Source organism: Clostridium sp. BL-8 (genome assembly GCF_002006495.1).
Lineage (GTDB): Bacteria > Bacillota > Clostridia > Clostridiales > Clostridiaceae > Clostridium.
The window spans coordinates 1-14,618 of sequence record NZ_LZZL01000006.1; the positions used below are offsets into that span (position 1 = coordinate 1).

Genomic DNA, 14,618 nt, shown 5'->3' on the forward strand with positions numbered 1-14,618 from the left:
ACAAATGTTTAAGTCATAAATAGAAATTAGTTCAATTTGTTATTGCAATTGAGCATTAATAATACTCAAAATAGTTATTAATAAAATATAAACTTTTTAGATATAAGATAGCTTAGATTAATATTAAGCTAGTTTTTATTTGCTTCATGCAAAAGTGTCAGATATTAATAGGTCAAAAATATTACCAATGTTAACTATGCTTTAAGACGAAAAGTGAATAATAAGCAGTTTATTGTGAAAAAGTATTTCTATGTCATAAAAAATCTAATTACGCTATTGAAATTAGAAATACATAGGGAGACTATAAGATGAAAGCTTTTAAAGAAAACAGAAACTTATTAATTTTAGGAATTCTATTCTTAGGGTGGACTTTCGGAAATCTTGATAAAACAGCGATTAATGTGGTAGCAACATCTATTTCTGAAGAGTTTGGATTAAATACCAGTCAAATAGGATTTATGATGAGTAGTTCATTTATTAGCTACTCTTTTATGAGTCTTATTGGAGGATACCTTGCAGATAAGTTTGGATCAAAGAAGATAGTTACTACTATTATGTTATTGTGGTCAGTGTTTACGTGTTTTACTGGAGCAGCTTGGTCATTTACTTCACTTGTTGCAATTCGCTTTATATTTGGAGCTTGTGAAGGTGGATTTCCTTCTGCAAGTTCAGTGACTATTGCAGAACTTTTTTCAAAAGAAAAACGTGCTAGAGCTAAATCCTTTTTAATATCAGCATGGGCTATTGGATGCGCATTTGGAACATTTGTTGTCTCTGAATTAACAGCTAGCAGAGGATGGAGAAGTTCATTTTATTTGTTTGGTATATGCGGATTAATAATTTCAGCAGCTTTTTTTATGGTATTTAGAAACAATAATCATGAAGGTGAAAAAACTACAAAAGAAATTGCAAAAAAAGCACCTTTAAAAGAAGTTATGAAGATTCAGCTTGTTTGGAAACTTGCTATGATGCAGTTTAGTATTGGTGTTTTTATGTGGGGAATGACTTCTTGGATGCCTTCCTACTGGATAAATGTTAGGCAGCTAGATGTAGTTACTATGGGAAAACTTTCGGCTATACCGTGGATTATAACTTTTTTGTTCATGAATTTTAGCGGCTGGCTTCTAGATAAATTAATGTCGGGACGAGAGAGAGTATTTTTATGTATAGCATTTGCAATAATAGGAGGTTTTACTTATCTTATGTATACTGCAGGTACCGTTCTCTTAGCTCTTTTTTATTTAACTATAACGACTGTAGCTGTAGGGATATCCTCTACAGCAATCTTTGTTATACCACTAAAATATATGGAGCAGGAATCCATAGGAACAGCAACAGGTATCTTTGATTTTGGACAGCAATTAGCAGGAATTATCTCACCATCAATTATGGGCTATATGATAACAAAGTTTAATGGATCTTATAATGGAGTTTTTTTATTTGTAATTTTTACAGTATCTATATCGTTTATTATATCATTATCAATTAGAACTAATAAATATGCTGAGAGAAAAGAATAAAACAATGAGAACGATACATAAAAGAAGTAATATTAAAAACCATGGAGCATATCAAAGCTCTATGGCTTTAATTATTTGTTATCTCTATATGACGATTTTATTTATATAAATGAGAGTAGTCCGATATTATATTAAAAAATTTCTGATATTTTTAAGTAAATAAACGATTTCAATAGATAATCAGAGCAAAAGTGACTAAAGTTTAAAAATATAACTATATACACCATTATATGGATTATTATGATAGAAAAAGGAGCGGTTTGAACTTGAAAAGTATACCGATGAAGTATACAATTAAACTATACGGTTTAGGTATACAATTCGTATGAATGATTCAATATATGGAATATAAAGCAAAATAAATAATTGTTAAGCTAGATTGCTTTGAAGAATTTTGCTCATATAATGAGAGTATTTTGGATATTTATAATATGTAATAAAAAAACCGTATTATTAAAGGGAGGTGCATTTATGTTTTTTAAGACTACTGAACAACATGAGAATTTGAGAACAAAAATTAGAGAATTTGCTGAAGAGGAAATTAAACCTATTGCATTTATGTTGGATCAAGAAAACAAATTCCCTTCAGAAATAGTTCAAAAGTTAGCACAAATGGGTGTGATGGGAATTCCGTATTCTAAAGAGTACGGCGGAGCAGGTTTAGATGTATTAAGTTATGCAATTGCAGTGGAGGAGTTATCAAGAGTTGATGGTGGAACAGGAGTAGTTCTTTCAGCTCATACGTCTTTAGGAACATATCCAATTGCTGCATATGGAACTGAGGAGCAGAAGCAAAAGTATTTAGTTCCTCTTGCAAAGGGAGAAAAGCTTGGGGCCTTTGGTCTTACAGAAGAAAATGCGGGCAGCGATGCTGGAGGAACAGAAACCACTGCAGTTTTGGATGGAGATCATTACATTTTAAATGGTGAAAAAATTTTTATAACAAATGGTGGAGAAGCAGATATTTATGTTGTATTTGCAGTTACAACACCGAATATTGGTACTCGAGGTATAAGTGCCTTTATTGTTGAAAAAGGTTCAGAAGGTTTTACCTTTGGCAAACATTACGATAAGATGGGAATTCGTTCATCGGCAACAGCAGAGCTCATTTTCAATGACGTAAAAGTTCCTAAGGAAAATTTATTAGGCAAAGAAGGAGATGGCTTTAAAATTGCTATGTCCACATTGGATGGTGGACGTATTGGGATAGCATCTCAAGCGCTTGGAATTGCTCAAGGTGCTTATGAAAATGCCTTAGAGTATTCGAAGGAAAGAATTCAATTTGGGAAACCAATATGCCAGCAGCAAATTATATCTTTTAAATTAGCAGATATGGCAACAAAGCTTAGAGCAGCTAGATTACTAATTTATAGTGCCGCAGAATTAAAAGAAAATCATGAAGCTTATAGCATGGAAGCGGCTATGGCAAAACAATATGCTTCAGACGTATGTCTTGAGATTGTTAATGATGCCCTTCAAATATTTGGAGGAAGCGGATACCTTAAAGGTATGGAAGTTGAACGTGCTTACAGGGATGCGAAAATTTGTACAATATATGAAGGAACTAATGAAATTCAACGTGTTGTTATAGCAGCTCATATCATAGGAAAAATGCCAAAGAATGAGCAGGTAACTAAAACTTCACAAAGTGGACCTATAACAGGTTATCGTAAAAAAGTAATCTTTAAAGATGGAACTTTGCAGGAAAGAGTTAATGCACTTGTAGAAGCTCTTAAAACAGATGGTTATGATTTTACTGTTGGAATTCCTATGAATACTCCTATCAGTAAAGCAGATAGAGTAGTAAGTGCAGGACAAGGTATTGGGGAAAAGAAAAATATGAGGCTTATAGAAGACTTAGCAGCTCAGGCTGGTGCCACTGTAGGATCATCTCGTCCAGTAGCTGAAACTCTTAAATATGTTCCACTAAATAGATATGTTGGTATGTCTGGTCAAAAGTTTAATGGAAATCTTTATATTGCCTGCGGTATTTCAGGTGCAGGACAACATTTGAAAGGTATAAAGGATGCAACAACAATAGTCGCTATAAATATTAATCCAAATGCAAAAATTTTCAAAAATGCGGATTATGGTATTGTTGGGGATTTGATGGAAGTCTTACCTCTACTCTCTTCTGCTTTAGATAATGGAGAACCAAAGAAAGAAGCTCCGCCAATGAAGAAGATGAAGAGAGCAGTTCCAAAGAAAGTAGTTCCTACATGGAAGCACTATGTATGTAATGGCTGTGGTTATGAATATGATCCTGGTATAGGAGACCCAGAAGGTGAAATAGTGCCTGGAACTCTTTTTGAAAATATTCCAGAAGAATGGACTTGCCCTGCTTGTGGGGAAGAAAAAGATATGTTTATCGAAGTCTAATTTCTATGAGAAGTAAAACTGAAAATTTGTTTTAGTGTAAAGGAGGAATAAATTCATGTATTGTGTTAGAAATATAACTGAGGATCTTTATTGGGTTGGCGGTAATGACAGGCGCCTTGCTCTTTTTGAAAATGTACATCCAATTCCAAGAGGTGTTTCTTACAATTCGTATTTGCTTTTAGATGAAAAAACTGTACTATTTGATACAGTGGACTGGTCAATTTGTCGTCAATTTCTTGAGAATATTAAAGGTGTTTTAGAAAATAGAGACTTAGACTATATGGTAATCAACCATATGGAACCTGATCATGCAGCATGCATTGAAGAAATTGTTCTTAGATATCCAAACGTAAAAATTGTATGTACTGAAAAAGCTTTTATGTTTATGCATCAGTTTGGTTTTAATATAGATGATAATATAATAAAAGTTAAAGAGGGAGATACAATGTCCTTCGGAAAACACACTGTTGCCTTTGTATCAGCTCCAATGGTTCATTGGCCAGAAGCAATGGTAACATATGATACTACTAATGGTGTATTGTTTTCTGCTGATGCCTTTGGTTCTTTTGGAGCCTTAGACGGCAAAATGTTTAATGATGAAGTAAATTTTGATCGTGATTGGATTGATGATGCAAGAAGATACTATACAAATATAGTAGGAAAATATGGCCCACATGTTCAAGCACTTTTAAAAAAGGCTGGTACTATAGAAATAAAGACTATCTGCCCATTGCATGGACCAGTATGGCGTAATGATTTTGGATATTTTTTAGATAAGTATGATAAATGGAGCCGCTATGAACCAGAAGAAAAGGGAGTAATGATAGTTTATGGAACAATGTATGGAAATACAGAAGCAGCTGCTAATGATTTAGCAACAAGATTAGTTAAAAAAGGAATGACAAATGTAGTTATGTATGATGCTTCAAAGACTCATGTTTCTTATTTGATTTCTGAAACTTTTAAATACAGCCATGTGGTTTTAGCTTCTGTAACTTATAATTTAAAAATTTATCCACCAATACTAAATTATATAATGGATATGAAAGCTTTGAATCTTCAAAAACGTACCTTTGCACTTATAGAAAATGGCTCATGGGCGCCTCAATCTGCAAAACTAATGAGTGAACTTCTAGACGAAATGAAGAATATGACTATTTTAGATAATCAAATGACAATAAGTTCAGCTATGAAAGAAGAGGATACAGATTCAATGGAGGCTTTAGCTGATAGTATTATTGAATCTATGAAGTAATTTAGATAAACAACAGCATAAAAATTTAGAGTAATACAAATTTTAATCAGATATAAATCGCATAAATAGAATTAATTTTATTAAGTTTAGGGTAAAATATAAATATAAGCTCATAATCTCAAAATTATAAAATATTAATTAAAACCAGCTAATAGAGAAATCTATGAGCTGGTTTTAATTATATAATGAAACTCTATATGTTTTGAATAGAAATTAAATAATAGAGACATTACTACATAGAGCAGCATTTGAAAAATGCAGAGATATTTAATATATGCAGACTAAAATTACACCTAAACTAAATCAAAAATTTATCAGAAAATATTTCCTATTTTATTGACATATTTTAATTCTTTGAATATAATGAACATATGAACAAGTATTCATATGTTCATGCGAGGAGGATTATTATTTTGGAAGATAGAAATATTGAAGTTTGCAATTGTACTATAATTCATGAAGATATAATTAATAAAGTTAAGAAATCTATTCCGGAAGAAGAAACCCTTTATGATTTAGCAGATTTATTTAAAGTTCTTGGAGATTCTACAAGAATAAGAGTATTGTGTGCATTATTTGAAGCTGAAATGTGTGTTTGCGACATAGCAGCCTTACTTGGAATGACACAATCAGCTATTTCTCACCAACTAAGAGTTTTAAAGCAGGCAAGATTAGTTAAATATAAAAGAGAAGGTAAAGTAGTTTATTATTCGTTAGAAGATGAACATGTTAAGAGGATTTTTGATCAGGGATTAGCCCATATATCAGAAAAAAAGTAGATTTAAGCAAGAGGAGGGGTAACCATGGCAAGCAATATAAAAATAGTTAATGGCAATGTTAAGAAAGCTAAATTATCTAATAAAGACAGCATGAAAAAAATAAGAAAAGAATTTATATTAGAGGGACTTGGATGTGCAAATTGTGCAGCTAAAATGGAGAAAAGAATAAGTGAATTAGATGAAGTTAATTCTGCAAGCGTAAATTTTCTTACTAAAACTTTAATATTAGAAATAAAAGAGGCTAGTAGAGTAGAAGAAATAGTAGAAATGATAACTAATATTGTAACAAGTATTGAATCTCATGTAAAAGTTAGAGAAAAAGTTAATGAGAAAGTTTTTAAAAACGAAATTTTACTAGAGGGATTATGCTGTGGTAACTGTGCTGCAAAAATAGAAAGAGAATCTAATAATTTAGATGGTGTGAAGTCTGCAGTTGTAGATTTCGTATCCACAAAGCTTACTATAGAAATAGAAGATTCATCGAAGCAAAATGATATTTTGGATGATATTAAAAAAATAGTTAAAAGAATCGAACCAGATGTAAAAGTGACTTTGATTGATAGTACAGATAAATTGTCAAAAAGCAAAAATGAAAAAATTGATGAGGAAAATAATAAGGGTGAGATTATTAGACTTGCTATTGGTGCTATAATATTTGGAATAGCAACTGCTATGAAATTTCCTAATTCAGTAGAGCTTATTTTATATTTGGTAAGTTATGTGCTTGTAGGAGGAGAAGTTGTTCTAGGTGCATGTAGGAATATAATCAAGGGCCAAGTTTTTGATGAAAACTTTTTAATGACTATTGCAACCGTTGGTGCTTTTGCTATAGGTGAATATCCTGAAGGTGTAGCAGTTATGCTTTTTTACCAAATAGGAGAAATGTTTCAGGATATGGCGGTTAATCGTTCAAGAAAGTCTATATCGGCACTTATGGATATCAGACCGGATTTTGCTAACCTAAAGATAAATGGTGATATTAAAAAAGTGGAACCAGAAGAAGTGAGAATAGGAGATGTAGTAGTAGTAAAACCAGGAGAGAAAGTTCCTTTAGATGGGAAAGTAATTGAAGGTAATTCTATGATAGATACGGCTGCATTAACTGGTGAAAGTGTTCCTAGGGAAGTAGGAGTCGGAGATAGTATTTTAAGTGGAGTTATCAACAAAAATGGGCTTTTAACAATAAAAGTTGAGAAGGAATTTGGAGATTCTACCGTTTCTAAGATATTGGATTTAGTTCAAAATGCAAGCAGCAAAAAGGCTCCAACAGAAAATTTTATAACAAAATTTGCAAGGTTTTATACTCCAGCTGTTGTATTTGCAGCATTGGCATTAGCGGTAATACCACCACTTGTCATAGAAGGAGCAACATTTTCACAGTGGATTTATAGAGCATTAGCATTTTTAGTAGTTTCTTGTCCTTGTGCTTTAGTTGTATCTATACCTCTTGGATTCTTTGGAGGAATAGGTGGAGCATCAAAAAATGGAATATTAGTTAAAGGTGGAAATTATCTTGAAGCATTAAATTCTGTTGAAATGGTTGTGTTTGATAAAACAGGAACACTCACAAAGGGGATATTTAAGGTAACAGAAATAAAACCGGAAAATAATATTTCCAAAGAGGAACTTATGAATTTAGCAGCCTATGCAGAAAATTATTCTAATCATCCAATAGCAGCATCTATATTAAAGGCGTATGATAAAGAAATAAGTAAAGATAAAATAAAAGATTATAAAGAAATATCAGGTCATGGCGTTAAGGTTCTCCTTGATGAAAAAGAGGTACTTGCTGGTAATTATAAGTTAATGAATGAAGAAAATATACCTTATAAGCAAGTTGAGACTATAGGAACTGTAGTTCATGTTGCTGTAGATAAAAAATATGCAGGATATATAGTTATATCAGATGAGGTAAAAGAGGATTCAGCAAAAGCTATAAAAGCATTAAAAAATATTGGGATTAAGAAAAGTATTATGCTCACAGGAGATAATAAAACTGTTGGAATTAAGATTGCTGAAGAATTAGGATTAGATGAAGTTCATGCTGAATTATTGCCAGATCAAAAAGTTGAAAAGCTGGAAGCATTATTTAAAGAGAAATCTAATAAAGGTAAAATTGTGTTTGTTGGAGATGGAATAAATGATGCTCCAGTATTGGCTAGAGCCGATATCGGCATAGCAATGGGCGGTGTTGGCTCAGATGCAGCAATTGAAGCTGCTGATGTAGTTATAATGACAGATGAGCCTTCAAAAATCGCTACAGCTATAAAGATAGCAAAGAAAACAAGAAGTATAGTAATGCAAAATATAGTTTTTGCATTAGGAGTTAAACTAGTAATATTAGTATTAGTAGCAGCAGGTATGGGAACTATGTGGGAAGCAGTATTTGGAGATGTTGGAGTAGCACTTATTGCTGTTTTAAATGCAATGAGAGCAATGAAAACAGAAAATATATAATATTATCAAAAAATGAAAGCCAATTGTTTGATGACGCAATTGGCTTTCATTTTTTAATAATTATAAAGTTTATTTACTTGATTAGTTTTTGAATTGTATAACAGGCATAGTTATTAATCTATAGTTTTAATTACAAAATCACAATTTTCATTTCTATTTATCTATAATATCATACATTATGTTTATAATTGGGTTATCTTAGTAAGATTTTTATCGTAGATATGGATACTCTTGCTATAAATTAGGAGCACGAGTATCATTATTCTTAGGAGAATTGTTGGAATTCTTTAAGTTATTTTTTAAGATTATGGAGGATTTTTATGAAATTAGTATTTAGACAAACACAGCTATATAAATTTTTAAATTATTGCAATAATAATGAGATTACTTTAGAAAAAAGTGTCTTGGATTGTGGGGCAGGAGGAAATTGTCCACCACTTGCACTTTTTTCAGAATATGGATATAAGACATATGGAATTGAATTTAGTGACTCTCAAATTGAAAAAGCTAAAAAATTTTCTGAAGAACATAATGTTGAGCTTAATATTACTAAGGGAGATATAAGAAAGCTTCCTTTTGAAGATGAAACAATTAGCTATATCTATTCATATAATACAATTTTTCATATGAAGAAAGAGGAAATGGTAAAAGCTGTAAGAGAGATAAAAAGAGTTTTGAAACCAGGAGGAATTTGTTTTATAAATTTTCTTACCATAAATGATGAAAGTTTTGGACGAGGAGAAAAGGTTGGTAAGGGGGAATTTTTGCAGGTCGAGGATGGGGAAAAGGTTGTTCATGCTTATTACGATATTGAAGAAGCTGAAGAATACTTTAAGGATATGAAAATAGTATTTAAGGAAAATAGAGTTTTAGAAAGAATATTCGATGGTGAAAACATAAAGCAGGGATATGTGGATTATATAGTGCAGAAATAAAAGTGAGTTTATGGTTTGTTTATCCTAATATGGAAGAAAGCAACGGTGAAGAGAAAACTAATAGGTATCGATAATAATTTTGTAACTGTTTCTTTATAAAATCTTATAAAATTTTATATTAAATAGCACCAAGAATTGGTATAAAATTATATTATACAAATATATGAGGGGAGGAAAACATATGAAGAAATTAAAGTTAACAAAATTGATATCGAGTACATTAATAGCAGTTTCAGTGGTAGCGCTTAATCCAATCGGAGCAAATGCAGAGTGGAAAAGTAACAGTAATGGATGGTGGTATACTGAGGGTTCAAGCTGGGCTACTGGATGGAGATTAATAGATAAAAATTGGTATTATTTTTATTCAAATGGCTATATGGCACACGATACTGATATTGATGGATACTACTTAAATAGCAGTGGAGCTTGGACAAATTCAGCTAGTGATATAATAAGCCAAGAAATATTGAAAAATGTCAGTGTTGAAAATCCAACCTTTAATATACAGTGTTCAAGCAGTGATATAAAGATGGATAGTGCAAAAAGTGTTATAGAATCAGCGATAAATAAGCTAAAAATTACAAATCCATATGAAATGTACAATGTATCAGATTATAAAGTAAACATGTCTAGTTATGGTTCTGGCCCAATTAACATGCAAATTACTTGTACTTATAAGATGACAGCAGAAATGGCAGCTGATTTAGATGAAAGAGTAAAAGAAATACTTGCAGCTATTGCTCCAGATAGTATGAGTCAGTCTGAAAAGGAACGTGCTATACATGATTGGATAATTAATAATACTAGTTATGATCAATCTTACTCTATATTTGATCCTTACAATACATTAATTAAACATACAGGAGTTTGTGAGGGATATGCTCTCCTTGCACAAAAAATGTTTACTACAGCTGGCATTAAATCTATGGTTGTTGCAGGAACAGCTGGTGGAGAAGATCATGCATGGAATTTGGTATATATAGATGGCAAGTGGCGTCATGTAGACTGCACCTGGGATGATCCAGTATCTTCTTATGAGAATGTTTTGAGATATGACTATTATAATTTAACCGATGATGAAATGAGTGCAGATCATTCGTGGGACACTAGTGCCTACCCACATGCTGATTAAGTAAATTCAATATATGCAATTTTTGTCCATTAATGTTTTCAAAGTACTTATTAAGAGTTTACCAGAAAACATAATGGGCTTTTATTATAAATGAACCAATTGACTGCAGAATGAATAAGATAATATGTAAGATGTTTACTAAAGACTATAAAGAGATTATCATGAAGCAGGTGTTTTTAATGGCAAGTGTATTTAATCAAATTATGTTAAATATACAAAAAGGATATTATAGATATATTGGTTCTGGTTCCTGCAGGAATGTATTTGATTTAGGTAATGGATATGTAATTAAAATAGCAAAAAATAAAGCTGGTATTGAACAAAATAAGAATGAGTACAAAATTTCGTGTTGTGACAAATCGGATTTATTTGCAAAAGTCATACAAGTATCAGAGGATTTTAGCTATTTAATAATGGAAAAAGCAAAGCGAGTAAACAATATTTTAGATATATGTAATTATTTTAAAGTTTCGAATAAAAATGAACTAAGAAACTTAGATAAAATGCAGAATATACGAAAAAGTTATGATTTGCTGCTCGGTGACTTCGAGCGAAAAAATAACTGGGGAATAATAAAAGGAAAACCTGTTATTATTGATTATGGTTTTACAAATGAAGTCAGATCAAAATATTATCATTCTAAGTAAATATAAAGCAGGATATTATAATTTATATCCTGCTAAAATTTATGAAATAAGCATATAAAAGCAGTTCATTTTCTTTCAAATCTATATGCATTTTAATTTTTTATATCACATTTGTATTTCACATCAAGAATATTATCACTTCATTTTGCAATTTTGTAGAATATATAAAACTACACCTCTAAGATTCTCAAAAAGCAAGAAATAAATAGGTTATGCTTAATTGGTATTGACATATTTAACTTGGAATAGTAGTATTATTAAATGAAGAATGCAAATGCAAATCATATGCATATGGAGGTGCAAATGTGAAAAAGAAAATTATTTCAGGAGTTTTAGCCAGCCTAATTGGTATTACATTAATAGGATGTGGAGCGGATACAAAAACTACAGCGCAAAAGGCAGAAGACGGTAAGTTAAGCATTGTGGTTTCTATATATCCCCTAAAGGAATTTGCAGAAGAGATTGCAGGAGACAAAGTGGATATTACGTGTTTAGTTCCAGATAATGTAGAGCCGCATGATTATGAGCCTAAAACTAAGGATTTTGAGGAATTAACTAAAGGAAAGGCCTTTATTTATAATGGCTTAGGTATGGAGACGTGGGTGGATAAAGTCAATGATACTATTAATGATAAAGATATACTTATTGTAGATTCAAGTGAAGGAGTACAAGCTAGGAAAGAAGATAATGCTATTGATCCTCACAGTTGGCTTAGTTTGAAGAATGCAGAAATACAATCTGAAAATATAAAAAATACTTTAGTTAAATTAGATGGAAAGAACAAAGATTATTATGAAGAAAATTATAATAAATTTAAAGGCGAATTAGAGGATTTATATAATGAATATCAACCTAAATTTGATCAATTAAGTAAAAAAGATTTTGTAACAGGACATGCTGCATTTGGATATCTATGCAGGGATTTTGGATTAACTCAGAAATCAGTAGAAAATTTATTTGCTGAAGGGGAACCCACTCCTAAACAATTGGAGGATTTGGTTAATTTCTGCAGAGAAAATAATATAAAAACTGTTTTTTCTGAGGAACTTGCTAGCCCAAAAGTTTCAGAAACTTTGGCTAATGAGGTCGGAGCTGTTGTTGTGCCAATATTGACGTTAGAATCAAAAGAAGATGATAAGGATTATATAGAAGCTATGAGATATAATTTAGATCAAATATATCAATGCTTGGAAAAAGAATAAAATCTATATAATAAAAAACTTTCATTGGTTACCATAAACAATTTATGGTATAATATAAAAACATAGTTGAGAAAGTAAAATTTAATAAGAAAATATAGGTTTGATTAAAATAAATTTTAATTGATTAAAAGGGAATTAGGTGAGAATCCTAAACTATCCCGTAGCTGTATTGGAGGAGTTTGAATACATGTTATGTCACTTAGAAATAGGGAAGGCGTATTCGAATGATAATTCTTAAGTCAGAAGACCTGCCTATATTTTGCACCGTAAGGCACATAGGAAATATAATGGTATATTACCTTGTTATTTTTTTTGTGACTAAACTCTACGAGTGATAGGGGGAGCGTTTTAATAACGGTTTATTTGTGCATTTTATATGAGTAAACAGGTTTTATTATTATGTCTTTTTAACACTTTTGTTAGAAGGACTTTTTATTTTTCATAAAATTCATATAAAGATTAAAGCAGGAATTTAATAAATGTACATATGATTCAACAACCTGCATATATGCATATAATAGAGAAATTTTATCTATGAATTTTTAAAGAATGCTCATATGAACCAAAATACAAAGGAGATGTTAGATGGGGAAAAATGTTAATAACCATAAAATTGGACATAAACATGGAGAAGGATATTCAATTGATTTTTATGCTTATGCTTCAAAAATTAGAAAGTGGAACGCTGTATTTAAAGTATATCTATCAATTTTAACACTAATTCTTTGTATTGCATTTGATAATCCATGTGTATCTATTGCAGTAATAATTACAATGGGATATGTTACAGTTATTAAAGGTGAGATCCCATTAACTAAATATTTGTCAATACTGGCAATTCCAATTACTTTTATTTTACTTAGTACTTTTACTATTGCCATTGATTTTTCAAAACAGCCAATAGGACAGTATAACTTATATCTTGGATTTTGCTATGTCTTTACTTCAATTATTCAGCTTAAGAAAATGACATTTTTGATTTTGAAAATTTTTGCGGCTATTAGTGCTCTACAGATGATGACATTATCAACTCCAACTTCTGAGATTATTTATGTGCTTAGAAAGGCGCATGTGCCAAAGATTATTATGGAATTGATGAGCCTTATTTATCGCTACATATTTATTTTAATGGACGTCTCTGATAAAATGAAAAATTCTGCAAAGTCTCGCCAAGGTTATTGTGATTTTAAAACTTCTTGTTATACATTTGGAAGTATAGCAAGTAACATGCTTATTATTTCACTTAAGAAAGCAAATGCTTATTATGATGCTATGGAAGCTAGATGCTATGATGGAGAACTTGTGTTTTTAGAAGAAGATAAAAAAATAGAAATAATACAGATTGTCTTTGCAATAGTATTTATAATTTTTTTGATTTTGCTTTGGAGCTTTACAAGATAAGGCACATTCCAAAATAACAAGTTCATTTGATGATTATTTATTTTCATGCGCTTAGAAAGGAACAATCATGAAGAAGTTAATACTAAAAATTGAAGATTTATGTTATACCTATGGAAATGGAAAATCTGCCTTAGATGGAGTAAGCGTGGATATTTATGAAGGGGATAAAATCGCTGTAATTGGTTCAAACGGCTCAGGAAAGTCTACCTTTTTCTTAAATGTAGATGGTGTACTTACACCAGAGCAGGGGAAAATTATTTACAGGGATATGGTTATTAATAAAAAAAATTTAAATGAACTTAGAAAGAATATAGGAATTGTATTTCAAGATGCTGACAATCAAATTATCGCATCTACAGTTAAGGCTGAAGTTGCTTTCGGGCCTATGAATTTAAAACTTCCAAAAGAAGAAGTATTAAAACGAGTTGATGAAGCTCTGGAATATATGAATATTTCTAATCTAAAGGATCGCCCGCCTCATTATTTAAGCGGCGGTGAAAAGAAACGCGTTAGTATTGCTGATATTATTGCAATGAAATCAGAAATTATAATTTTTGATGAACCAACAGCGGCATTGGATCCATTAAATGCAATGATGCTAGAAGAAGTCTTGCTAAAGCTTGGAGCTGAAGGAAAGACAATGCTTATTTCTACACATGATGTGGATTTTGCATATAGATGGGCTGAAAGAGTCCTAGTATTTAGTGAAGGAAAAATTATTGCAGATGGATCACCACTTGAGATATTTCAAAATATGGGAATTTTAAAAGCGGCAAATTTAAAACAGCCAACCCTACTTGAGGTTTATGAATCTCTTGTAGAAAAACAGATTTTAAAAGATATAAAAGCCTATCCTAAAAGCATACAGGAATTTAAAGACATACTATAAGAATATGGATTATAAATAAAAT

The 14,618-nt window shown here is 31.0% G+C and carries 11 protein-coding genes and 1 riboswitch; all 11 genes read left to right on the plus strand.

All coding sequences use genetic code 11. The features are described 5' to 3' along the window. The first annotated feature begins 308 nt into the window (after positions 1–308). Positions 309–1,520 carry an MFS transporter gene (locus tag CLOBL_RS02300; protein ID WP_077857525.1) on the plus strand — a complete coding sequence of 404 codons (1,212 nt, stop codon included), beginning with the start codon at positions 309–311 and terminating at the stop codon, positions 1,518–1,520. Positions 1,521–1,991: 471 nt separating this feature from the next. Continuing rightward, entirely contained in the window at positions 1,992–3,899 is a 1,908-nt protein-coding gene (locus tag CLOBL_RS02305; RefSeq protein WP_077857526.1) for an acyl-CoA dehydrogenase family protein, read from the plus strand. Between the two features lie 55 nt (positions 3,900–3,954). Next, on the plus strand, positions 3,955–5,154 hold the full coding sequence (locus tag CLOBL_RS02310; protein ID WP_077857527.1) for an FprA family A-type flavoprotein: 1,200 nt from the start codon (positions 3,955–3,957) through the stop codon (positions 5,152–5,154). A 413-nt stretch (positions 5,155–5,567) separates the two neighbouring features. Continuing rightward, positions 5,568–5,933 carry a metalloregulator ArsR/SmtB family transcription factor gene (locus CLOBL_RS02315; RefSeq protein WP_077857528.1) on the plus strand — a complete coding sequence of 122 codons (366 nt, stop codon included), beginning with the start codon at positions 5,568–5,570 and terminating at the stop codon, positions 5,931–5,933. A 24-nt stretch (positions 5,934–5,957) separates the two neighbouring features. Further along, a complete protein-coding gene (locus tag CLOBL_RS02320; RefSeq protein ID WP_077857529.1) occupies positions 5,958–8,390 on the plus strand; it encodes a heavy metal translocating P-type ATPase in 2,433 nt (810 codons plus the stop codon). A 320-nt stretch (positions 8,391–8,710) separates the two neighbouring features. Next, positions 8,711–9,325 (plus strand): class I SAM-dependent methyltransferase, encoded by a 615-nt coding sequence (locus CLOBL_RS02325; protein WP_077857530.1) that lies wholly within the window; start codon positions 8,711–8,713, stop codon positions 9,323–9,325. A 181-nt stretch (positions 9,326–9,506) separates the two neighbouring features. Further along, positions 9,507–10,457, plus strand: coding sequence for a transglutaminase domain-containing protein (locus tag CLOBL_RS02330; RefSeq protein ID WP_077857531.1), 951 nt, complete (start codon positions 9,507–9,509; stop codon positions 10,455–10,457). Positions 10,458–10,636: 179 nt separating this feature from the next. Further along, on the plus strand, positions 10,637–11,104 hold the full coding sequence (locus tag CLOBL_RS02335) for a hypothetical protein (RefSeq protein WP_077857532.1): 468 nt from the start codon (positions 10,637–10,639) through the stop codon (positions 11,102–11,104). 305 nt (positions 11,105–11,409) lie between these two features. Continuing rightward, positions 11,410–12,306, plus strand: a complete 897-nt coding sequence (locus tag CLOBL_RS02340; protein ID WP_077857533.1) for a zinc ABC transporter substrate-binding protein — start codon at positions 11,410–11,412, stop codon at positions 12,304–12,306. 79 nt (positions 12,307–12,385) lie between these two features. Continuing rightward, positions 12,386–12,577: riboswitch (cobalamin riboswitch) on the plus strand. Positions 12,578–12,891: 314 nt separating this feature from the next. Next, positions 12,892–13,707, plus strand: coding sequence for a cobalt ECF transporter T component CbiQ (gene cbiQ, locus CLOBL_RS02345; protein ID WP_077857534.1), 816 nt, complete (start codon positions 12,892–12,894; stop codon positions 13,705–13,707). A gap of 67 nt (positions 13,708–13,774) precedes the next feature. Further along, on the plus strand, positions 13,775–14,596 hold the full coding sequence (locus CLOBL_RS02350) for an ABC transporter ATP-binding protein (protein ID WP_077857535.1): 822 nt from the start codon (positions 13,775–13,777) through the stop codon (positions 14,594–14,596). The last annotated feature ends 22 nt before the right edge of the window (positions 14,597–14,618 follow it).